At 60.2% G+C, this 20,374-nt stretch carries 23 protein-coding genes, 1 tRNA gene and 1 pseudogene; 10 read left to right on the top strand and 15 right to left on the bottom strand.

The genetic code is table 11. The annotated features are described in order from the left end of the window. Positions 1–3: 3 nt before the first annotated feature. The 9 genes from WDN02_RS10450 to rpoZ form a co-directional block, all read right to left on the bottom strand. Complete coding sequence (locus WDN02_RS10450; RefSeq protein WP_337293434.1) at positions 4–699, bottom strand: response regulator transcription factor; 696 nt, start codon at positions 697–699, stop codon at positions 4–6. A 10-nt stretch (positions 700–709) separates the two neighbouring features. Beyond that, positions 710–2,239, bottom strand: coding sequence for a HAMP domain-containing sensor histidine kinase (locus tag WDN02_RS10445; RefSeq protein ID WP_337293433.1), 1,530 nt, complete (start codon positions 2,237–2,239; stop codon positions 710–712). 406 nt (positions 2,240–2,645) lie between these two features. Beyond that, entirely contained in the window at positions 2,646–3,563 is a 918-nt protein-coding gene (era, locus tag WDN02_RS10440; protein ID WP_337293432.1) for a GTPase Era, read from the bottom strand. Next, positions 3,560–4,243, bottom strand: coding sequence for a ribonuclease III (gene rnc, locus WDN02_RS10435; RefSeq protein WP_337293431.1), 684 nt, complete (start codon positions 4,241–4,243; stop codon positions 3,560–3,562). The genes era and rnc overlap by 4 nt, the downstream gene beginning before the upstream one ends. Continuing rightward, positions 4,243–4,998: a signal peptidase I gene (gene lepB / locus WDN02_RS10430; RefSeq protein ID WP_337294913.1), complete on the bottom strand. Its 756-nt coding sequence runs from the start codon at positions 4,996–4,998 to the stop codon at positions 4,243–4,245. Before lepB ends, rnc begins: the two co-directional genes overlap by 1 nt. Positions 4,999–5,171: 173 nt before the next feature. Next, on the bottom strand, positions 5,172–5,594 hold the full coding sequence (gene acpS / locus WDN02_RS10425) for a holo-ACP synthase (RefSeq protein ID WP_337293430.1): 423 nt from the start codon (positions 5,592–5,594) through the stop codon (positions 5,172–5,174). Beyond that, positions 5,591–6,352, bottom strand: a complete 762-nt coding sequence (locus WDN02_RS10420) for a pyridoxine 5'-phosphate synthase (RefSeq protein ID WP_337293429.1) — start codon at positions 6,350–6,352, stop codon at positions 5,591–5,593. The genes acpS and WDN02_RS10420 overlap by 4 nt, the downstream gene beginning before the upstream one ends. Further along, positions 6,349–8,562 (bottom strand): bifunctional (p)ppGpp synthetase/guanosine-3',5'-bis(diphosphate) 3'-pyrophosphohydrolase, encoded by a 2,214-nt coding sequence (locus tag WDN02_RS10415; RefSeq protein ID WP_337293428.1) that lies wholly within the window; start codon positions 8,560–8,562, stop codon positions 6,349–6,351. The genes WDN02_RS10420 and WDN02_RS10415 overlap by 4 nt, the downstream gene beginning before the upstream one ends. Before the next feature lie 141 nt (positions 8,563–8,703). Beyond that, a complete protein-coding gene (rpoZ, locus tag WDN02_RS10410) occupies positions 8,704–9,099 on the bottom strand; it encodes a DNA-directed RNA polymerase subunit omega (protein ID WP_337293427.1) in 396 nt (131 codons plus the stop codon). A 325-nt stretch (positions 9,100–9,424) separates the two neighbouring features. Here rpoZ and WDN02_RS10405 point away from each other — a divergent pair, with 325 nt between their 5' ends. Further along, positions 9,425–10,042 carry an NYN domain-containing protein gene (locus WDN02_RS10405; RefSeq protein ID WP_337293426.1) on the top strand — a complete coding sequence of 206 codons (618 nt, stop codon included), beginning with the start codon at positions 9,425–9,427 and terminating at the stop codon, positions 10,040–10,042. Between the two features lie 108 nt (positions 10,043–10,150). Continuing rightward, positions 10,151–10,846 carry a uracil-DNA glycosylase gene (locus tag WDN02_RS10400; protein WP_337293425.1) on the top strand — a complete coding sequence of 232 codons (696 nt, stop codon included), beginning with the start codon at positions 10,151–10,153 and terminating at the stop codon, positions 10,844–10,846. Here the strand turns inward: WDN02_RS10400 and WDN02_RS10395 are convergent. From WDN02_RS10395 to dapA, 3 genes are read right to left on the bottom strand one after another with little or no spacing between them, the layout of a single operon-like run. Then, entirely contained in the window at positions 10,824–11,210 is a 387-nt protein-coding gene (locus tag WDN02_RS10395) for a VOC family protein (RefSeq protein ID WP_337293424.1), read from the bottom strand. The two genes, WDN02_RS10400 and WDN02_RS10395, sit on opposite strands and share 23 nt — an antisense overlap. A 12-nt stretch (positions 11,211–11,222) precedes the next feature. Beyond that, a complete protein-coding gene (smpB, locus tag WDN02_RS10390; protein WP_337293423.1) occupies positions 11,223–11,699 on the bottom strand; it encodes an SsrA-binding protein SmpB in 477 nt (158 codons plus the stop codon). Between the two features lie 12 nt (positions 11,700–11,711). Next, entirely contained in the window at positions 11,712–12,605 is an 894-nt protein-coding gene (gene dapA / locus WDN02_RS10385) for a 4-hydroxy-tetrahydrodipicolinate synthase (RefSeq protein ID WP_337293422.1), read from the bottom strand. 304 nt (positions 12,606–12,909) lie between these two features. Between dapA and WDN02_RS10380 the strand changes: the two genes are divergently transcribed. Then, complete coding sequence (locus WDN02_RS10380; RefSeq protein ID WP_337293421.1) at positions 12,910–15,123, top strand: lytic transglycosylase domain-containing protein; 2,214 nt, start codon at positions 12,910–12,912, stop codon at positions 15,121–15,123. A gap of 3 nt (positions 15,124–15,126) precedes the next feature. On the opposite strand, the gene WDN02_RS10375 is transcribed toward WDN02_RS10380, so the two are convergent. After that, complete coding sequence (locus WDN02_RS10375; protein ID WP_337293420.1) at positions 15,127–15,510, bottom strand: response regulator; 384 nt, start codon at positions 15,508–15,510, stop codon at positions 15,127–15,129. Positions 15,511–15,591: 81 nt separating this feature from the next. Here WDN02_RS10375 and WDN02_RS10370 point away from each other — a divergent pair, with 81 nt between their 5' ends. Together WDN02_RS10370 and WDN02_RS10365 are read left to right on the top strand one after the other, a co-directional pair. Beyond that, entirely contained in the window at positions 15,592–16,485 is an 894-nt protein-coding gene (locus tag WDN02_RS10370) for an alpha/beta hydrolase (protein ID WP_337293419.1), read from the top strand. Positions 16,486–16,575: 90 nt separating this feature from the next. Then, positions 16,576–16,669 (top strand) — tRNA-Ser (locus WDN02_RS10365). A gap of 154 nt (positions 16,670–16,823) precedes the next feature. On the opposite strand, the gene WDN02_RS10360 is transcribed toward WDN02_RS10365, so the two are convergent. Continuing rightward, positions 16,824–17,237, bottom strand: a complete 414-nt coding sequence (locus WDN02_RS10360) for a hypothetical protein (RefSeq protein WP_337293418.1) — start codon at positions 17,235–17,237, stop codon at positions 16,824–16,826. A 40-nt stretch (positions 17,238–17,277) separates the two neighbouring features. Then, positions 17,278–17,466 carry a hypothetical protein gene (locus WDN02_RS10355; RefSeq protein WP_337293417.1) on the bottom strand — a complete coding sequence of 63 codons (189 nt, stop codon included), beginning with the start codon at positions 17,464–17,466 and terminating at the stop codon, positions 17,278–17,280. An 89-nt stretch (positions 17,467–17,555) separates the two neighbouring features. Between WDN02_RS10355 and WDN02_RS10350 the strand changes: the two are divergent. From WDN02_RS10350 to WDN02_RS10330, 5 genes and pseudogenes are all read left to right on the top strand, one after another. Next, a pseudogene (locus WDN02_RS10350) lies at positions 17,556–17,702 on the top strand (helix-turn-helix domain-containing protein); the annotation flags it as partial. Positions 17,703–17,735: 33 nt separating this feature from the next. Next, positions 17,736–17,996, top strand: a complete 261-nt coding sequence (locus WDN02_RS10345) for a hypothetical protein (RefSeq protein ID WP_337294993.1) — start codon at positions 17,736–17,738, stop codon at positions 17,994–17,996. Positions 17,997–18,757: 761 nt separating this feature from the next. After that, entirely contained in the window at positions 18,758–18,994 is a 237-nt protein-coding gene (locus tag WDN02_RS10340; protein ID WP_337293416.1) for a hypothetical protein, read from the top strand. Further along, positions 18,991–19,272, top strand: a complete 282-nt coding sequence (locus tag WDN02_RS10335; RefSeq protein ID WP_337293415.1) for a hypothetical protein — start codon at positions 18,991–18,993, stop codon at positions 19,270–19,272. The genes WDN02_RS10340 and WDN02_RS10335 overlap by 4 nt, the downstream gene beginning before the upstream one ends. Continuing rightward, the gene (locus tag WDN02_RS10330) at positions 19,259–20,068 is read left to right on the top strand and encodes an autotransporter outer membrane beta-barrel domain-containing protein (protein ID WP_337293414.1); all 810 of its coding nucleotides are present in this window, start codon (positions 19,259–19,261) and stop codon (positions 20,066–20,068) included. Before WDN02_RS10335 ends, WDN02_RS10330 begins: the two co-directional genes overlap by 14 nt. Positions 20,069–20,374 lie beyond the last annotated feature (306 nt).

Below are 20,374 nucleotides of genomic sequence, written 5' to 3'. Positions count from 1 at the left end.
GGCCTAGGCCTCGTCCACGTCGTAGCGATAGCCGACGCCATGAACCGTGCGGATGATGCGCGGCGCAGCGGGATCAAGCTCGATCTTCTTGCGCAAGGCTGAGACATATTGATCGAGCGCGCGGCTGTTTGGCATGTAGTCGCGGCCCCAGGCGAGATCAAACAATTCATCGCGCGAGACGGCCTGCCCGCGTCGCTCGAACAGCGCGGCCAAGATCGCGACTTCACGGTTTGTCAGATCGATTTTATGGTCGCCGCGAAACGCCCGCATCGCCTTCGAATCGATGGCAATGTCGCCCATGTGGATGCGGCCATCGGGTTCATGCGCCGGCGCCTGCACTTTCGTGCGCCGCAAGGCCGCCTTGATGCGGGCGACCAGTTCGCGCGCACTGAATGGTTTGGCGATATAATCGTCAGCACCGATTTCGAGGCCGCGCACGCGGTCGCCCTCCTCGCCACGCGCCGAAAGCAACAGGATCGGCACCGCCGCATCAAGCTTACGCACTTCGCGCAGCAGCGTCAGGCCATCCATCACCGGCATCATGACATCGAAAACGCAGATGTCGGGCTTTTCCTGCAGAAACAGGGTCAGGGCCTTGGCGCCGTCGTCAGCGACACGACAGCTATAGCCTTCGAGGCTCAGAAGATCGACAATGCCGTCGCGCAAATGCTGATCGTCTTCGGCGATCAAGATGGACATTCCACCCCTCCTAAGCCGATTCCTTGATTTTCATCGTGGCCGTCACCCGCAGCCCCGGATCGGCATTTTCAACATTCACATGCCCGCCATTGGTCTCGGCCAATTCGCGAACGACGACAAGGCCGAGGCCGAAGCCATCTTTCGCGCCCCCGCCCGGCTGCACAAGCGCCGTCAATTTCGCTTGCAGTTTGGAATCAAGGCCCTGCCCGAAATCGCGCACGCTGAGCGTGAGCTTGCCATCAGTCTCGTCGGTCGCAACGAGAATACGTCCCGGCGCGTATTTATTGGCGTTGTCGATAAGGTTGATGAGAATGCGCTCAAAGCTCATGCGATCGAAAAGTCCGGCGCGTGGCGCGTTGTGCGTGACCTCGATCATGGAGCCGCCGGCGGCGAAGAGATTTTCGTAGCGCGCGATGGTCGCGTCGACGATTGCATCCGGCACCGCTGCTTCAAGCCGGACGGGCACCGGCGCGGCGGTGCGACCGTAGACGATCGTATTGTCGGCCAAAAGCGCAAGGCGTTCGACCTCGGCGCGCATCACCGTGCCATAGCGATTGACGGCCATTTCATCGCCACTACGGCGCAGAAGCAGATCCGTATAAAGTCGCAGATTGGCGATTGGCGTGCGCAGATCGTGCGAAAGCTTTGCCGTCATTTCGCTGCGAAAGGTGCTCTCTAGAAGACGAGCTTGCTGAGTACGGTACGTGTACCAGATGAGCAGCAGCCAGCAGCCGATCAAGGGAACCGTAATGGCGATCAACGGCAACAGGCCATGATGCGCGACGGCTGGTGTCGAGGTTTCCATCCGCCAGCCGCGCATCGAGCCGGAAAGGTCAGAGATCGCCGACGTGCTGAGATTGGACGGCCCGTGGCTCCAGAGCGCACGGCCGACGGGATCGCGCAGGATGAGTAGCCGGTCGTTGAGCTTGGCGCTCGCCTTGTCGAGCGTTTCTTCAAACAGCGGATCGAGAGTGATTTCGTCAAAGAGCACGCAGATGTCGCGTGTGCCGCCGATGTGCTGACACCGGACATAAGAGACCAATTCTTCGCCGACCGTCCACCCACCGGCGTTTGGCGCGCTGCCCGCATTATCGATCTGCTCGCGCAGCGTGGAGAAGAGACCACTGAAATGGCGCAGAAAGTCGTTCTCGGTTTCGAGCGTTCCCGTCGCCAGTGGGATGACCTTGCCGTCGCCGTCATAGACGAGCAGGAAACGCACCTCGTTGACGAAGCTCGCAACGCGCAGATTACGCATCACGTCAGGCCCGCCTTTGGCGAGCGCAGCGTTGATCTGCGCGATGGCGTGATTGGCCTTGGCCTCAAGCGCCGAACCGGCGACATCGCCGAGCTCCGCCGCTTTCTGAGCCGCCTGCGCGGCCTCACGGGTATGCGACACCGCATAATCGGCATTGAAGAGGTAAAAAGCGAAGATGCCGAAGACAGCCAGCGGCAGCGCCAGCAGAATCGCAAACCACAGCATCGTGCGCCGCTGCAAGCGGCCCTGGCTGAAGGCGCGACGTCTGGAAATCTCGAGACTCATGCCGAATCTTTAGCACGTTCTCCGCGGGCCGCGACGCCAGCCGACACCATATGCTGCGCTGCAACAGAGGAAAGGCGCCCTTACAATATTCTTACATCGATCTTGCCGATGTCTGACCAATCCCGCCCGCTATCGCCCTATCTTTGACAAATCAAATTCGGGGCTTCCGAACGGTGGCCCGGAGTAAACAGGAGAAGACCATGGCTTGGACAACCCCCGTTGCTTGCGAAGTTTGCGTCGGCATGGAAGTCACCGCTTACGAGTCGAGCGAAATCGGCGAGTTTTGATTTCCGAGTTTTCGGATTTCTTGGTCGCGAAGCGAATCCTCCCTCGTCAGTAGCGGCATTGCGTAAAAGCCGGCCTCTGGGCCGGCTTTTTCTTTGCCGCGTCTTAGCGTGCTGACGCTCTAGTTTTTCGGGAACTCCAGCCCCATCGTCCGGTAGTGCTCGGGGTCATCCGCCCAGTTTTCGCGCACTTTGACGAACAGGAAGAGGTGGATTTTCTGCTCCGCCGCTTCGGCGATCTCCCTGCGTGCCGCCGTACCAATGGCCTTGATCGTCCGGCCGCCCTCGCCCAGCACGATCTTGCGGTGTCCTTCGCGGGTCACGAAGATCGTCTGCTCGACGCGCGCCGAGCCGTCCGACTTCTCTTCCCAGGACTCCGTTTCAACAGTCGATTGATATGGCAATTCGTCGTGCAGACGCTCGAATATCTTTTCGCGCGTGATCTCGGCGGCGAGCGCCCGAATCGGCGCCTCCGAAATCTGATCTTCCGGATAAAGCCACGGCCCGGTCGGCATCATTGCTGCGAGATGATCTTTTAGCGTCACCACACCGTCGCCATTGGTCGCCGAGATCATGAAAGTCTCTGCGAACGCGAGCTTCTCGTTTACCGCCGCCGCGAGTTCGAGCAGGCTTGGACGGGCGACGAGATCGATCTTGTTCAGGATCAGGACGCGCCTGGCTTTCACACCTTCCAGCGAGCGCAAAATCTCTTGAACTTCGTCGTCTATGCCTTTGCGGGCATCAATGAGCAGCGCCACAACATCAGCGTCACTGGCGCCGCCCCAAGCTGACGCGACCATCGCCCGATCGAGCCGCCGGCGCGGCGCGAATATGCCCGGCGTATCGACGAAGATGATCTGCGCTTCGCCCTGCAAGGCGATACCGCGAACCAGCGTGCGCGTCGTCTGCACCTTGCGCGAGACGATGGAGATTTTGGCGCCGACAAGCTGATTAAGCAGTGTCGATTTGCCGGCGTTGGGCGCACCGATGAGTGCAACAAAACCGCAGCGCCGCTCCTGCTCATGCCCGGGCTCGCTCATCCACTAATCCCTTCGCGTGTGAGGAAGGCCGACGCCGCGGCCTGCTCGGCATTGCGTTTGGAGCCGCCTTTGGCGGCCTCCGCCGCAAAGCCCGTCACGACGACTTCCACGGTAAATTCCGGCGCATGATGCGGGCCGGTGCGGCCGGTCTCGCGATAAAGCGGCGTCTCCAGTCCACGCGCCTGCGCCCATTCCTGCAGGGCCGTTTTCGGATCACGCAAGGGGCGACGCGGCGCTCGCATGCGCGGGGCAAAGACGTGCGCGACAACCTCTTTCGCAGCCGCATAGCCGCCATCGAGGAACACCGCACCGATGATTGATTCGCAAATGTCGGCGAGGATTGCATCCTTGGCGCCAGACTGGCGCTCACTCTCACCAAGCCGGACGTGATTTTCGAGACCCCATTCGCGCGCAACTTCGGCGCAGCTTTCGCGGCGCACGAGATCGGCGAGCCGGCGTGACAATTCCCCCTCATCGGCTGCGGGGAAGCTAACGTAAAGCATTTCCGACACGACGAGACCGAGCACGCGGTCGCCGAGAAATTCCAGACGTTGATAACTTCCGTCGCGCGCCGCGGCAGCGCTGACATGCGTCAGCGCCAGGTGAGCGAGATCACGATCGACGAATTTGTACCCGAGACTCGTTTCGAGCGTTGCGAGGTCGCCAAGCTTCGGCGCCATTATCTGACAGGCTTGAACAGCCGGTCCCAACGCACCGTCCACGGCCATTCCCAGAAAGCCCAGGCCGGCGCATCCGGCTTGACCGAGAAGAAGATCATCTCAGCGCGCCCGACGAGATCTTCGGACGGGACATAGCCGACGCCGCCCTGATCCGGAGGAACGCGGCTGTCCGTCGAATTGTCGCGATTGTCGCCCATCATGAAATAATTGTCCGGCGGCACTTTATAGGTGCCCGTGTTGTCGTAGAAGCCCGTATCGCCCTCGATCTCAATGACCGTGTGGGATACGCCGCCCGGCAACGTCTCTTTATACGTCGCGACGTCGCGCAAATGGCCGAACAGATCTTCCGTCTTGACCTTGGCAATCTCCTCACGCGGCACTTCGGTGCCGTTGATATAGAGCCGCCCGTCCTTCATTTGAATCGTATCGCCCGGCAGACCGATTACGCGTTTGATGTAATCGGTCTGGCCGTCGCGCGGCAGTTTGAAGACGACGACATCGCCGCGCTTCGGCGGCGAGGAGAAAATCCGGCCCTTGAACAACGGCGGGCTGAACGGCAACGAGTGGTCTGAATACCCATAGGCGTATTTGGAAACGAAGAGGAAATCGCCGATCAGCAACGTCGGGATCATCGACCCCGAAGGGATATTGAAGGGCTGAAACAGGAGGGTGCGGACGACAAGCGCGATAAGGCCCGCCTGAATGATGACCTTGAAAAACTCGCCGAAAGCCCCGGCTTTCTTGCCCTGCTCCATCCCACCGTAGCCTTTTTGATCCGTCGTCGTCATCGGCCGTTTCTTTCCACTCGAAAGCGCAGGCTCTCGGAAGCCGGGGTCCTTAGCATGCGCCCGTGACAGCGGGAAGTGTCGGTTTCGTCATGAAAAACGCCGGGCGATAGCACCGGCCTTCGCCATCGCTTGACGGGCAATCACGGCGGTTCCGTGTTCGGCCCCGAACTTTTCACCGCCTCGATGATGACCTGAGCCTGAGCCAGCGGATAATCATCAGTCAAAGTCAAATGGATAACAGCCATGTGACCGGCCGGGAGAAGAATTGCGAGACGCGCCGCTGCCCCCCCGGTCAAATGCAGGGTCGGCTTGCCGGACGGCAGATTGACGACACCCATGTCGCGCCAAAAGACGCCGTGGGTCAGCCCTGTCCCCAGGGCTTTGGCGCACGCCTCCTTGGCGGCAAATCTTTTCGCATAAGACGCCGCGCGCGCCGCACGCCGATCCGATTTGCCGCGTTCGACCTCGGTGAAACAGCGCTCGACGAAGCGCTTGTCGTGCTTCTCCAAAATCTCTTCGATGCGGCGGATATCGCAAAGATCAACCCCGAAACCCACAATCATAGAACGACGGCCCCGGCCCGCCCCGCCGTCATCGCGGCGTGCATCTTATGGATGGCAGGCCCCAGGCCGATGAAGATCGCATCGGCGATAAGGAAGTGGCCGATGTTGAGTTCGACGACCTGCCGCAGGGCCGAGATTTGCCGCGCGGTATCGTAATCAAGGCCATGCCCCGCGTGACATTCGATGCCGAATGCCGCCGCAGCTTCGGCCGCGCGCTTCAGGCGTGCGAATTCGCTTGTGGCGCGAGCTGTGTCACCCGCAGCCACAGCGTTGCACCAGGCGCCGGTGTGCAGCTCGACAACCGGCGCGCCGATCGAGCGCGCGGCTTCGATCGCCTTTGATTCCGGCTCGATGAAGAGCGAGACGACGATACCGGCGCGGCCTAATTCGGCACTGATGCGCTTCAGATGGTCGTGGCCACCGACGACATCGAGGCCGCCTTCGGTCGTGCGTTCCTCGCGCCGTTCGGGCACGAGACAGGCAGCATGCGGACGCGTCGCCAGCGCGATTTTGACCATTTCATCCGTCGCCGCCATTTCGAAATTCAGCGGCTTGGAAATGTGCGCCTTCAATCGCGCGATATCGCCGTCGCGAATATGCCGACGATCCTCGCGCAAATGCGCGGTGATGCCATCGGCGCCCGCTTCGATCGCCAGTAGCGCGGCGCGCAACGGATCAGGCACGCCGCCGCCGCGGGCGTTCCGCAATGTCGCAACGTGATCGATATTGACGCCAAGCCGTAGAACCGAGGCCTTCATCCATTCACCCGCTCGACCTTGCTGACGACCGGCTTGGTGCGCAACTCGGTGATAAGCCCGTTGAGATGTTTCAAATCAGGGATTTCGAGATCGACGGTGATCTCGCGAAAATCCGGCGAGATCGCATGGATCGAGATCGTGTCGATATTGGCACCCATTTCACCAATCGTCATTGCGACGAGGCCCAGGGTTCCCGGCTCATTGATCGCGGTCACAAGAATACGCGCGGGAAACAGATTACGCTTGCCGGCGTCCAGGTCCCAACGCACGTCGAGCCAGCGTTCCGGCTGATCGTCGAATGCCGTCAGGTCCGGCGACTGGATGGGATAGATCGTGACGTGCTCGCCCGGCGTCAGGATCGCGACGATGCGATCGCCCGGCACGGCGCCACCATTGGGCGCAAAACGCACGGGCAGATCGCCGCGCAGGCCGTAAATCGGCATCGGCCCGGTTTTGTTTTCGCCGCGCTCCGGGAATTTGAAAACGAGACTTGAGGCGCGCGGCAAACCGAACCAGCCCGCTTCATTCGGCGGTGGCATTGGCGGCTGCGGCCCCAGTTTCCGCTCCTCGGAAAAATCCGGATAGACCGCTTTCACCACATCGCCGGAAAAGATCTCACCCCGACCGACCGCCGCCAGAACGTCCTCAACGCCAGCGCGCGCAAGACGCGGCAGCGCGGCTTTGAGCTTATCCTCCGCGTAGATTTTACCCGCGCGTTCGAATGCACGCACAACGATCTGCCGCCCGAGACCCGTGTATTGCGCCCGCACCGCATCGCGTGCCGCACGGCGGATCGCGGCGCGGGCTTTGCCCGTCATCACCAGGCTTTCCCAGACAGGTGGCGGTACCTGGCCTTCGGCGCGGATGATCTCTACTTCGTCGCCGTTTTCGAGCGGCGCGGCGAGCGGCGCGGCGCGGCCGTTGATCTTCGCGCCGACGCACGAATTGCCGATCTTGGTGTGAACCGCATAGGCAAAGTCGATCGGCGTGGCGCCGCGCGGCAAGGCGATCAACTGCCCCTTCGGCGTGAAGCAAAAGACCTGATCATGAAACAATTCGAGCTTGGTATGCTCAAGGAATTCTTCCGGCGAATCGCCTTCCGCCAGCATGTCGATCGTGCGTTGCAGCCATTGATAGGCGCGGCTTTCATGTGCCAGCGCCTCGCGGCCATCAACCTTGCCGTCCTTATAGAACGCGTGCGCGGCGATGCCGTAGCGCGCAATGTTGTGCATGTCGTACGTGCGCACTTGCAGCTCGACACGTTGACGCCCCGGCCCCACCACGGTCGTGTGGATCGAGCGGTAATCGTTCTCCTTGGGTGTCGAGATGTAATCCTTGAAACGGCCCGGAACGGCCGGCCATTTTGAATGGATGACGCCGATAACCCGATAGCAATCCTCGATTGAGTTCACATAGACGCGGAAACCGAAAATGTCGGATAATTGCTCGAAGGCGACGGACTTGCGCTCCATCTTCCGCCAGACGGAATAGGGCTGCTTCTGACGCCCCTCGACCGTTGCCTCGATGCCCCGCGCGGACAAAAGATCGCGCAATTCCTGCTCGACCTTGGCGATGATCTTGCCGTTCTTCTTCTTAAGATCATTCAGCCGCCGGCTGATCGATTCGCTCGCTTCAGGCGTCAAGTGTCGGAAGGCCAGATCCTCAAGCTCGTCGCGCATGCTCTGCATACCCATACGGCCGGCGAGCGGCGCATAAATATCCAGCGTCTCCTGCGCGATCCGGGCTCGCTTGTCCGGCGGCACAAATTGCAGCGTGCGCATATTGTGCAGGCGATCGGCCAGCTTGACGAGCAAGACGCGGACATCGTCGGCGACGGCCAGCAGCAGCTTACGGAAATTCTCCGCCTGCACGGCGCGCTTGGAGACGAGATCGAGCCGTTTGAGCTTGGTAAGACCTTCGACGAGACGTCCGATCTCGGGACCGAATAATTTGTCGATCTCCTCGCGAGTCGAGTCGGTGTCCTCGATCGTATCGTGCAAGACGGCGGCGACGATTGTCGCATCGTCGAGCTTGAGATCAGTGAGGATCGCGGCAACTTCGAGCGGATGCGAAAAATACAGGTCGCCGGAGGCGCGCTTTTGAATCCCGTGCGCCTTCATCGCATAAACATAGGCGCGATCCAGCAAATCCTCATCGGCCTGCGGGTTATAGCGCCGCACGCGATCGACGAGTTCGTATTGCCGCATCATGGTTCGGGCCGATCCCATGAAGTTTAGCGCGGCGTCAAACGCAGCGCCTCTCTCCTACGCAAAGCCGGCTGCCGATCAGCCCGGCAAACTTTCTAAACTCAACGAAGATGGACGGTGGCGAACCAACAGGGGCGCAACGCCTCAATCGCCGTCGTCTTCGGTCTCGGCCGGAGGAACCAGGCCTTCCAGACCGCGCAAAAGGTCTTCTTCGGTCATGCGATCGAATTGAACATCGCCCGGCGCATCGGACTGAACCTTGTCGACGGCAGGCGTGAGCGCAGGCACAGCCTCGGCTTCCGGTTCGTCAACTTCGACGTGTTTCTGAAGCGAGTGAATAAAGTCCTCTTTAAGATCTTCCGGCGTGAGCGTCGCCTCGGCAATCTCGCGCAACGCCACAACCGCGTTCTTGTCGTTGTCGCGATCAACGGTGATCGACGTGCCCGACGCAATCATCCGCGCGCGATGCGACGCAATCAAAACGAGATCAAATCGATTTTCGACTTTGTCGACGCAATCCTCAACCGTAACGCGTGCCATTGATCAACTCTCCTTGAATAGCGAATGTAAGGGTTTAGGTTTTTTTACAAAATACGTAGAGTCTCGGCAACCATATGTTGCAGGCTGCCCTGTATCGGCGTGCCCTTTTATTGCTTTGCCCGGAAAATGTGCCCGAGCGGCTTATATTGTAAGTTGAGACCCAATATCAATGGGATGGGGTTGACGTCGAAAGCCTGAGAAACCACATCAAACGATTATTCGCGTTAAGTGAGCTAACCGAACCGACACTGAGGACATTGGATGTCACCGTGGGGTGCCGCGTCAGTGCAGGTTCAAATCAAACCAAGAAACACGAGATATCTTTATGGCAGATCAGGAACGTATTGCGCTATTTATTGACGGCGCAAACCTCTACGCGACCGCTAAATCCCTCGGGTTCGATATTGATTACAAGCGGTTGTTGAAGGAGTTCCAGAACCGGGGGAAGCTTGTTCGGGCTTTTTATTACACCGCCCTCGTCGAGGATCAGGAATACTCCTCCATTCGGCCGCTGATCGATTGGCTCGACTATAACGGTTACTCCGTTGTGACCAAGCCGACGAAGGAATTTGTGGATTCGCTCGGCCGCCGCAAGGTAAAGGGCAATATGGACATCGAGCTCGCGGTCGATGCCATGGAGATGGCCGAACATCTCGATCATATCGTGCTTTTCTCCGGCGATGGTGACTTCCGTTCGCTCGTCGAGGCGGTGCAACGCAAGGGTGTGCGCGTCTCCGTCGTGTCAACCAATACGACGCAGCCGGCCATGGTGGCGGACGAATTGCGCCGCCAGGCCGATGAGTTCATCGATCTCATCCATCTTTCCTCGAAGATCGGACGCGATCCGAACGAGCGGCCGGAGCGCGCACAGAAATTTCATCCGGAGCGCCGGCAGGGCGCCACCGTCTCCGCCGGCTATGACGAAGACATGCTCGAGGACTGAGCATGACGCGGCAACGCCGGTGAACCCGGCGCTGCCGGTCCCGATTTGCGTGGAGTTTTTCGGGAGTCCTGAGTTCCGCTTTTGAATCGAATGTTTTAGGACGGGTGAGTGAGCGTCCTGGAACCAGATTTGCAAACGACGGCTGGGCCAGATGCGCCCAGTCACGACTGTCCGCTCTGTCCGCGTCTGGTTGCCTTCCGAACAGACAATCAGGCAGAACATCCCGACTGGTTCAATGCCCCGGTTCCGACGTTCGGCACGCGCGACGCGAGTCTCCTGATTGTCGGCCTCGCGCCGGGCTTGCGTGGCGCTAACCGAACCGGCCGTCCATTTACCGGCGATTATGCCGGCGATTTGCTCTACGCGACCCTCCTCGATTACGGATTCGCGACAGGGCACTACGCGCAGCGGCCGGACGACGGCCTCACCCTCATCGACTGCGCGATCACCAATGCGGTGCGCTGCGTGCCGCCCCAGAATAAGCCGCTGCCGGAAGAGATCGCGAATTGCCGCCGCTTTCTGACGGCGACCATCGCCGCCATGCCTAATCTTCGCGCCATTGTCGCGCTCGGGCGCATCGCACATGATTCTTTGGTGCGGGCTGCGGGCGAAAAGCTCTCGGCGTGGCCGTTCGCGCATGGCCGCGCCCATCGGCTGTCCAAATTCAGCGCCCGCAAAGTAGAGTTATTCGATAGTTATCATTGCTCGCGCTACAACACGAATACGGGCGTGCTGACCGTCGAAATGTTTCAGGCCCTATTCGCGCGCGTGCAGGAATTCCTCAGGACTTCACATAACTCATGAATTCGAGCAGCGAACCGTCCGGGTCGCGGAAATAGACGCTTGTCGCCTCGCCCTTGGCGCCGCGCGTCGCGACCGGACCGAGTTCGATCGGAATGTGCCGTTCTTCGAGATGCGCGACCGCCCCTTCGAGCGGTCCCGGCCACTCGAAGCAAAGGTCGCTGCCGCCCGGCGCGACGGGAACGCGCGCGACAGCTTTGGCGACAACACCGGGCCCGTGGCAATTCAGCAGAAAATCACCGAATTTGTAGGCGAAGCCCTTCTGCCGCGGCACGATTTCCGCGCCCATGACGGCGGCATAGAAATGATTGGAGCGTCCCCAGTCGGAAACGTGGATGACGCAATGGTCGATTTTGAGATTTAGCATTCCACTCTTGCCTTAGCCGCGGTCGCGCAGAAGCCGGCTTTTCTCGCGATTCCAATCGCGCTTTTTCTCAGTCTCGCGCTTATCGTGCAGTTTCTTGCCGCGTCCCAGCGCAAGCTCAAGCTTCGCGCGGCCGCGCGCGTTGAAGTAGATCTTCAACGGCACGATCGTCATGCCTTCGCGTTCAAGTCCTTTGGCAAGACGTGAAATTTCGCGTGTGTTCAGAAGGAGTTTGCGGGCGCGCTTCGGCTGATGATTGAAGCGGTTTGCCTGCAGATATTCCGGAATGTTTGCGTTGAGGAGATAGAGTTCGCCCACTTTGTCGAGGCTCGCGTAGCTTTCGCCGATCGAAGCCTTGCCGGTGCGAAGGGATTTGACCTCCGTGCCGGTCAAGACCAGTCCGGCCTCGAACGTCTCGCCGATTTCGTAGTCGAAGCGGGCGCGGCGGTTATCCGCCACGACCTTGAAACTCGTCTCTTTCTTCTCTGCCAACTCACTTGCCTGTTATTTCGGTAAAAGCCCGGCGTGCTCCATCGCGACACGGACGGCAACCTGAGCGGGCGGCGTGGCGGGCAACATCGGCAGGCGCAATTCGTCGGCGATCTTCCCGAGCAGCGACAGGGCGTATTTCGGCCCGGCCGGGTTCGGATCGACAAACAGTGCCGCATGCAGCGGGGTCAGCCGGTCCTGAATCGCCAAGGCGGCCTTGAAGTCGCCCTTGAGACCCGCATCCTGAAAATCGGCGCAAAGCCGCGGCGCGACATTCGACGTCACGGAAATGCAGCCGTCACCGCCATGCGCCAGAACGGCGAGCGCCGTCATATCCTCACCCGAGAGCTGGATGAAATCGGCACCGAGCGCCTGGCGCTGCAAGGCGATGCGCGCCACATTGGCGGTCGCATCCTTGACGCCAGCGATGTTCTTAAGCTCGAAGAGCCGCTTCAGCGTGTCGATCGAAATATCGACGACGGAGCGCGGCGGAATATTGTAGACGATGATCGGGATGCCGATCGCGTCGTTGATGGCTTTGTAGTGCTGATAAAGCCCCTCTTGCGACGGCTTATTGTAATAAGGCGCAACCACGAGCACACCATCGGCGCCCACTTTCTCAGCGTGGCGCGCGAGATCGATCGCCTCTTGCGTATTGTTTGACCCCGACCCGGCAATGATCGGCACGCGGCCGCGCGCCTCGGCGACGCAGACCTCGACCACGAACTTATGTTCCTCATGGCTAAGCGTGGGGCTTTCGCCTGTCGTACCGACCGGCGACAGACCGTGTGTGCCATTGACGATCTGCCAGTCGACAAGAGCGCGGTAGGCGCCTTCGTCGAATTGTCCCGCGGCGAATGGCGTCACCAAAGCGGTGATCGAGCCCTTAAAAGAGGCTTTCTTGCCCATTTTCGGCCGTTCCTTCTTTCTTCTTTGGAATGCCTTAGTTTTGCACCTGTCTCTTCCGACAATTGTGCGATCAAGTCCATGTGCGTGTTGCCGCTGCTTTATGCAAGGCCTGCCGTGCCGGCCCGCGAAGTGCGGCAAGTCTTTGATTTATAATCATATCGAGCGACCCATCGCGGCTGGCGCCGCGTCGCCGGGGCGGATGAGACCGATGTTGTTAACGAATCGGCAAGCAGAATGACAAGATTCTTGCGATCTCACGCATCAGCGGGCGCTTCGCACGAAAGCAAGGTGGCGGGAGCCTGACATGGCCGTTCGGCGACAGACACTTCGCGTTCCCTGGCTGCTTTGCAGCCTCGGACTCTCGTTTGTCGGCTTGATTACGGTGATCTCGATTCTGCCGGCGCCCGATTTCAACGGCACCGCCCCCGCACGCACGCAAATGCTCTCCTGGCTCGGCGGCCTGTTCAACGATGTGGCGGGCGATCTGGAGCATTTCCTTGCGTCAGGCCATGTGCATCTGCCGCTGGCGAATAATGAACATCCCGCGCCCGCGCCGCCTATCGATCCGGTCGTGGCGCTCGGTCTCAACCCGACGGGACTGCGCGAGGCGCTTCCTTATTATAAAGCCGGCGAACTCGACGCGGGCGACGCGCAGGCCGTCCGCGCCACAGACCCGCTCATCCGGACTGCACTCGAATGGGTTGCTTTGCGCGATTCGCGCGACGCCGGCCGCGACCGCCTCGGCGCTTTTCTCGACGAGCATCCGAATTGGCCGGCACGCGATTATCTCCTGCGCCGGATCGAGGATGGACTTTATCAAAGCAACGCCGACCCGGCCTTGATCGCCAATTTCTTCGACGTCCGCGCGCCGCAGACCGCGCTTGGCAAACTGGCGAAAGCCCGCGCGCTCAGAAGCGAGGGCAAGGATACTGACGCGGAAACACTGGTGCGCGACGTCTGGCGCCATTCGACGCTTCCAGCCTCGCTCGAAACCCGCGTGCGAGCTGAATTCGGCGCCTATCTCTCGCCGGCGGATTACAAAGCCCGCGCCGACCGGCTGCTCTACGAAAGCGACAATGCAGGCGGCCTGCGCAACGCGGCGCTGGTAAATCCGGACTATGTCGTGCTCGCCAGATTGCATGCCGCGATCAACGACGAAGCTGCCAACGACAAAATGTTCGACGCCGTGCCGCCGGATATGCGCGCCGATCCGGCCTTCCTCTTTGCCCGCATTCATAAGCTGCGCCACGAGGACAAGCTTCGCGACGCCGCCACTTTGATGCTGGCCGCGCCCCGCAACCTCGCCCTCATTGCCGATGGCGACGCCTGGTGGGCCGAGCGCCGGCTCCTCGGACGCAAATTGCTCGATGCCGGCGACCCAGCGACGGCTTATCGGATTTTCGCCGGACATTCCGCCGAATCGCCGGAGGCGAATATCGATGCAGAATTCCACGCCGGCTGGATCGCGCTGCGCTTCCTGAACGATCCGGCGCGTGCCGCCCAACATTTCGCGCGCGCCGCGACCTTCGCACAGACGCCGATGTCGATCGCGCGTACCGCCTATTGGCAAGGTCGCGCTGCGGAAGTCTCGCTTTCCGATGATGCTGATCTGCGTGCCCGCGCCTATTACGAAAAGGCCGCCGAACGTGCGGCGACCTATTATGGCCAATTGGCACGCGCGCGGCTGGGTCTTAAAATGATTGCTTTCAACACTCCGACGCCGGCGGCGCGCGGCCCCGCGCGCGACGAAGCGGTGCGGATCGTTGAACTCCTCTTTACGATCCACGAAAAAGACCTTGCGATGGCGCTTGCCAATAGCACCGCCATGCACTTGACCGATCCGGCACAGATTGCCGCGCTGGCCGATGTCATGCAGGCGCAGCGCGATGCACATGATTGCCTCATCATCGGCAAGACGCTCGCGCAGCGCGGCACTCTGATCGACGCCCTCGCCTTCCCGACCTATGGCATTCCCGCCTACACGGCGGCGGAAAACTCCGCGCCGCCGGCGCTTGTGTATGCGATCGCCCGGCAGGAAAGCGAATTCGATACACATGCGCAGTCAGGCGCGGGCGCGCGCGGATTGATGCAGATGATTGTCGCGACCGCAAAGCGCACCGCGGAACATCTGAAAATGGACTTCGACGCCGGACGGCTGCTTAGCGATGCCGCTTTCAGTGCAAAGCTCGGCGCGGCGCATCTCGGGCAATTGCTCGCCGAAGAGCGCGGTTCCCCGATCCTGGTCTTTGCGGCCTATAACGCCGGCGGTGGTCACGTGAAGGACTGGATCGATGCTTACGGCGATCCGCGCACGCCCGGCGTTGACCCGATCGATTGGGTCGAGCGGATTCCATTCACCGAGACGCGCAATTACGTCGAGCGCGTGAGCGAGAATTGGGCGATGTATCGGGCGAGCTTCGCAGCGCTCGACGCCGCCCAAGCCTCAACCGGCGTGCGAAGTGCCAAGGTTACGCCGGCCAAGGTCGGCACGACGCTTGAGGCGTCGGCAGGTCTATAAGGCCTAGTGAACTGACACCGAAGCAGCGAGATCGTTCAGTGCGTGCAGAAGTTCCTCGGGCACGAACGGTTTGGCAAGAAAACGCGCGCCTTCCGGGAGCGCGCGTGGACGGCGGCCGGATACGATCAGCACGCCGATTTCCGGTCGCTGCGCAGCGAGGACGCGCGCGAGATCCACACCATTGAGCATGCCCGGCATTTCAATATCGGTGACCACGACATCGACGGCTTCGTCCCGCTGCAATTGGCGGAGCGCTTCGGCAGCGGACATGGCTTGCCGCGTCGAGAAGCCAGCCTCGTCCAGGACGTCGACCAGTGCCTCGCGGACAAGCCATTCATCGTCCACGACGAGGATTCGAAGGCGGCGGTTATTGTCAAAATTGCTCATGGCCCGTAAATCGCTAAAAATTGAGATAAGTTCCGCGTCCGCGCAATCACGGTAAAGGAAGCGTTGCTGCCCGGCTCCACCATGACCCACGCTAACGCGGCATACGCCAATTGGTTTACCAGCGCCCCGGATGGATTGCGGCTGCACCTGCGCGACTATGGCAGCCCGCTCGACCCGGGCCTGCCGGTCGTCTGCCTGCCCGGTCTGGCGCGTAATGCGGCCGATTTTGCCCCGCTGGCGGAAGCTTTGGCCGCGGGTGCAGGCGGGCGCAAACGCCGCGTCATCGCGGTCGATTATCGCGGCCGCGGCGAATCCGACTACGATCCCGACTGGCGGAACTACGATCTGCGGGTCGAAGGCGCGGATATCCTCGCCCAATTGGCCGCGCTCGAAATTCACGAGGCCATTTTTGTCGGTACGTCACGCGGCGGCCTCCACACTATGGCTCTGGCGGCCGCGCGGCCGGCGCTGGTGCGTGCCGCCGTACTGAACGACGTCGGCCCGGTGATCGAACTGCAAGGGCTCACGCGCATTCGCCAATATCTGCGCCATCCTGCGGCGCCGAATTCCTTGTCCGATGCTGTCGATTATCTGCGCAAGGCCATGAGCGCACAATTTACCGCTCTTTCCGACGCGGATTTCGAGCGTTACGCACGGGCCTCGTTTCAGAAGCCGGATGGCAGTTTTGGCGCGACGTTCGACCCGAATCTGGTGAAGCCACTCGAGGCGCTCCGTCTCGACGAGCCGCTGCCGCAATCCTGGGGTCTGTTCGAGGCGCTGGCAAAGGTTCCTCTGTTGATCATTCGCGGCAGCAATTCGGACGTCCTGTCACAGGAGACTTTCGTCGAAATGGCGCGCCGTTACCGGAATTGTGCGGCCTATGTCGTTGAAGGCCAAGGCCATCCGCCGCTCCTCGCCGACGACACGACGATCGCGCGGATCGCCGATTTCGTCACCCGAGCCGATACGGCTTGAGCGGGGAAAGCCAAACGGGGAAAGCTAAGCCGCCGCCGCGCCTGGCGCCTTGCCATCCGGCCGGACGTCGGGCATATGGTGCATCGTTCCGGAGATGTGGCCGAGAGGCTGAAGGCGGCGGTTTGCTAAACCGTTATAGGGTTGTAAAGCCCTATCGAGGGTTCGAATCCCTCCGTCTCCGCCAGATAGCCAATGAAATCAATAACTTAGCTGACATTTTTCGACCTTGCCATAACGGCTGACCTAACCGCAAATTTGGTGCCGATTGCGCGAATCTGCATGAAAAAGGCCCGCGCGAAGCGAGCCTTTTTGATTGGTGGTGCGCGGCGCCCGCAGAGCTATTCGGCAGCGGCTTTCAGCGCGGGGTAGACGCAGCAAGAATCTACCTCAAGCGTCGCGCCGGGCGGTTCGCTGAGTTCGATAGTGTATCGCGGCCAATCTGCGCCGAGTTTGTGAGCGCGCACCGTTCCGACGATTTCAGTCTCGCCGATTTCGACGATAACGCGCTCGCCCCGCCGCCAAAGAAGGCCCGCGACGTCGGTCGTCTCGCCTTCGCCGAACCTGACCCGGCAATCTGATTCGAGGTGCTCGCTTTCTTCGGGGGAGCCGTCATCCTCAGGTGGGTCGTCGTCTTCGACGTCCTCGTCTTCTGCGTCCCACGCGCAAAGCCGATCCATTTCGCTTTCGGCGAGATCAATCCGAAGCCGCGCACCGCCGTCTTTATTGCTTGCGTGGATCTTGCTGATCAGCATTTGCAGTAGCTCGCTGGCTTCATGGTTGTTTGCGCACGCTTCACACATTCGCCTGCCCTCCTGCTGTGAGCGTCGCGAGTTCGGCGGCGATATCGGGCGTCAAGTCGACGCTGGCGGCGGCGATGTCTTCGAGCAGAAGGTAAGCCCTGCCGGCGTCGGTAAGGGTGAAGGTGGGTTCGTCGGTGTTAGGCAAGCCGATGGCGCTTGCCCGAACGGTGTTGTTCGGCATTGGGGTTCTCCTTCGACGGAAATAATCTACAATCAACGAATACCGTCGAGCAAAATTATTGTCAACGCTTTTCGTCGGTAATCGACAATATGCGCCGGGCCTGCTATAAACCGCTGATGATTTCAGCCGCCCAATCCCGCGCTGCTCGCGGCCTCGTAGAGTGGTCTCAGGAACAACTCGCAGTCGAAAGCCATCTCGGCCTTTCTACAATCCGCGACTTCGAGAAAGGCCGTCGCGCGCCGACGCATAACAATCTTCTGGGAATTAAAATGGCCTTCGAATCTGCTGGCGTCGTGTTTGTGGCCGCTGGCCCCGAAGGCGGCGCAGGCGAGCGGTTGGGAAAAACGCCAGATAACGCCGCCGACCTTACCCGTCGCATCGACACTATCGAGGACGATTTGGTTGGGTCCGAAGGACCGTCCGCGCGGACGCCTGCTGGCGGCATGCGGACATTAGAGCGCGCCCACAAGCGTGAGGCCGTCACCAAGCTCAAAAACAAGCGGACGAGCCTCGCGAAGCCCAAGAAGTAGCGACGCGCGTGGCGAAGTTCTCGTGGGAGCCGAAAGGCTCGCACCAAGAAATAGCGGCAACCGAATGTTGCAACCCTGCTACTACCCCGGACCAAACGCACCGCTCGCGCCCATTTCGGAGCAAAACGCGGCTTTCTCCGTAGATTTCTGGTGAAACCGCGATTTAACTCCCCGAATTGATTTATTTATTCTGGGGGGGGGAATTCGATGGGGCGCCTTCGTTTCTGCCGCACGTTATTCGGAAATCGCAATAACGAACGGGCAACCGGCATTGTAATGAACGCCGCCACCTATCGCGGCCGTTTGCCAGCAAGAACTTCATCGGTAGCCAAGAGACTGCTGACAGCTTTTGCAATAACCACTGCTATTATTCCCGCTGCGCAGGCGGCTGGCTTGGCCGGCGATACAATTAACCTCACATATTATTTCCCATCACTCAGTGATGTTAATTCTAGTTCCGCGTCCGGCGTCACACCGACCGCTACCTTCAACAATGATGATGTCGGTGGCCGTGGCAACGCATCTGTAAGCTCCGACGCTATTTCTCTCACGTTTGACACAGGCGGGGGTACTTGGACGCCCGCAGCATTTAATGGCCCCTGTCTTTACAGTGCTCACGAAGACCGACCCAAAGACCAAAATCACGGGCGTGGAGATCGATTCAAAGTCCAACATGGCTGGGTTAACGGAAAGCGACGTAACCTTCACGTCTGATTCTGTCTCCATCAATTGGCAGGGACTTTCGTTCGACAATAATTCGATTGTTCTGCTCGACCTTCTTTTCGCGCCGACGTTGCTCTCCCCTGAGCTTCCGTCCAACGCTCCGACCAAACGAACGCAATGTTGCCGGGGCGATCGACAAGTTCACCAACGCCGGCGGCACGGTGTCGATCGGTTTTAACCCGCTCTACAACCTCTCGGCTGTTCAACTCGGCAATGCGGTGACGCAGCTTTCGGGCGAAGCCTCGACCGCGCTGATAACGCTGCCTTCCAGATGATGAATGGCTTTTTGTCGGTCATGCTCGACCCGTTTGTCGATGGACGCGGCGGAAGCGGCTTCCCTGACAACGCCTCTGGGGCCTACGCCAGCAACGGCGGCGCACTCGCCTATGCCGATCAGGAACAGAATGCGACGCCGGCTCAGAAAGCCTTGATGGCGCTGGCCGTGACGAAGGGACCGGAAGCGCCGATCTATCAGCCGCATTATTCCGCTTGGGTCGCAGGCTACGGCGGCGTCGGCAATTACTCAGGAAACGCATCGCTTGGCCAGCCATGATGTTAACGCTGCGGCGTATGGATCTGCAGCCGGCGTCGATTATCACGTCAATCCCGACACTGTCGTCGGCCTGTCGCTCGCGGGCGCCGGCTTGCAATGGAATCTGTCAAGCGGCCTCGGCAACGGCCAGGGCGACGCCATTCAGGCCGGCGTCTATGGCGCGACGCGGTTCAATCGTTTCTATGTGGCCGGTGCATTCGGCTTTGCCAATCATTGGATCAATACCAACCGCGAGGCTCTCGGCGATTCCCTGACCGCCAATTTTGGCGCGCAAAGCTATGGTGGGCGTATCGAAGGTGGCTATCGCCTGCCGTTCGCAATGCCGATTCCACTTCCGATCTTCCAGGCGCCGATCGCCATCGTTCCCTACGCGGCTGTGCAGCCGCAGGTCTTCCACACCCCGGCTTATAGCGAAAACGACATCGGCGGCGCGGGCTTCGGTCTGAATTACAACTCCGCTGATGCGACAGACGTGCGGACGGAAGTTGGGTTCCGGGCCGATACCGTGACGTACCTCGGCGCGGGGCCGTCCGCGACCAAGATCGATCTCTTTACGCGCACGGCCTGGGCGCACGATTTCACCAACACACCGTCTTTGGATGCTGTCTTCCAGACCTTGCCCGGTGCAAACTTTACGGTCTATGGCGCGAGAACCCCGCACAACTCGGCGCTCGTTTCCGACGGTGCGCAGTTGTGGCTCACATCATCACTCTCGATCATTGCCAAGTTCGACGGCGAGCTTGCAGGTGACGCCAATATCTATGCTGGCACCGGGACGCTTCGGTACACGTGGTGATGATTGCGCCGTCCTTTGCGTTGTAACCCGCCTCTGGCGTCGACGGCGCGGGGAAAGAACTCGGTGAGTATTTGTTCTGATGAGCCAACGTCGATCCCCAAACGATCAAAGCTAAAAGCCCTACAATCGCAGCGAAAATGCCGAGCGCCTCTTTGGGGGTGGCTGCGATTACTCTATTGATCTAATCTAAAGCTATGCCATTATTCGATACATGGCGATTAATTTTTGTCCGAAATGTCAGCATCCCGTTGGGCGAATGACACTGTTCGCCGTCAGCACCCCTGAGACAAATTGAGGGTCTTCACG

Origin of the sequence: Methylovirgula sp., assembly GCF_037200945.1 — a bacterium.
Taxonomy (GTDB): Bacteria; Pseudomonadota; Alphaproteobacteria; order Rhizobiales; family Beijerinckiaceae; genus Methylovirgula.
This window is presented reverse-complemented; position numbering and strand designations above follow the sequence as displayed.

Bases quoted from the DNA above. Each gene is read 5' to 3' on its own strand.
- WDN02_RS10345 (WP_337294993.1), top strand. From the start codon at position 17,736: ATGGCCTTCGAATCTGCTGGCGTCGTGTTTGTGGCCGCTGGCCCCGAA.
- WDN02_RS10395 (WP_337293424.1), bottom strand. From the start codon at position 11,210: ATGCTAAATCTCAAAATCGACCATTGCGTCATCCACGTTTCCGACTGG.
- WDN02_RS10375 (WP_337293420.1), bottom strand. From the start codon at position 15,510: ATGAGCAATTTTGACAATAACCGCCGCCTTCGAATCCTCGTCGTGGAC.
- acpS (WP_337293430.1), bottom strand. From the start codon at position 5,594: ATGATTGTGGGTTTCGGGGTTGATCTTTGCGATATCCGCCGCATCGAA.
- rnc (WP_337293431.1), bottom strand. From the start codon at position 4,243: ATGGCGCCGAAGCTTGGCGACCTCGCAACGCTCGAAACGAGTCTCGGG.
- era (WP_337293432.1), bottom strand. From the start codon at position 3,563: ATGAGCGAGCCCGGGCATGAGCAGGAGCGGCGCTGCGGTTTTGTTGCA.
- dapA (WP_337293422.1), bottom strand. From the start codon at position 12,605: ATGGGCAAGAAAGCCTCTTTTAAGGGCTCGATCACCGCTTTGGTGACG.
- WDN02_RS10360 (WP_337293418.1), bottom strand. From the start codon at position 17,237: ATGCTGATCAGCAAGATCCACGCAAGCAATAAAGACGGCGGTGCGCGG.
- WDN02_RS10450 (WP_337293434.1), bottom strand. From the start codon at position 699: ATGTCCATCTTGATCGCCGAAGACGATCAGCATTTGCGCGACGGCATT.
- WDN02_RS10415 (WP_337293428.1), bottom strand. From the start codon at position 8,562: ATGATGCGGCAATACGAACTCGTCGATCGCGTGCGGCGCTATAACCCG.
- WDN02_RS10370 (WP_337293419.1), top strand. From the start codon at position 15,592: ATGACCCACGCTAACGCGGCATACGCCAATTGGTTTACCAGCGCCCCG.
- WDN02_RS10405 (WP_337293426.1), top strand. From the start codon at position 9,425: ATGGCAGATCAGGAACGTATTGCGCTATTTATTGACGGCGCAAACCTC.
- WDN02_RS10445 (WP_337293433.1), bottom strand. From the start codon at position 2,239: ATGAGTCTCGAGATTTCCAGACGTCGCGCCTTCAGCCAGGGCCGCTTG.
- WDN02_RS10380 (WP_337293421.1), top strand. From the start codon at position 12,910: ATGGCCGTTCGGCGACAGACACTTCGCGTTCCCTGGCTGCTTTGCAGC.
- WDN02_RS10355 (WP_337293417.1), bottom strand. From the start codon at position 17,466: ATGCCGAACAACACCGTTCGGGCAAGCGCCATCGGCTTGCCTAACACC.
- lepB (WP_337294913.1), bottom strand. From the start codon at position 4,998: ATGGAGCAGGGCAAGAAAGCCGGGGCTTTCGGCGAGTTTTTCAAGGTC.
- rpoZ (WP_337293427.1), bottom strand. From the start codon at position 9,099: ATGGCACGCGTTACGGTTGAGGATTGCGTCGACAAAGTCGAAAATCGA.
- WDN02_RS10335 (WP_337293415.1), top strand. From the start codon at position 18,991: ATGATGAATGGCTTTTTGTCGGTCATGCTCGACCCGTTTGTCGATGGA.
- WDN02_RS10420 (WP_337293429.1), bottom strand. From the start codon at position 6,352: ATGAAGGCCTCGGTTCTACGGCTTGGCGTCAATATCGATCACGTTGCG.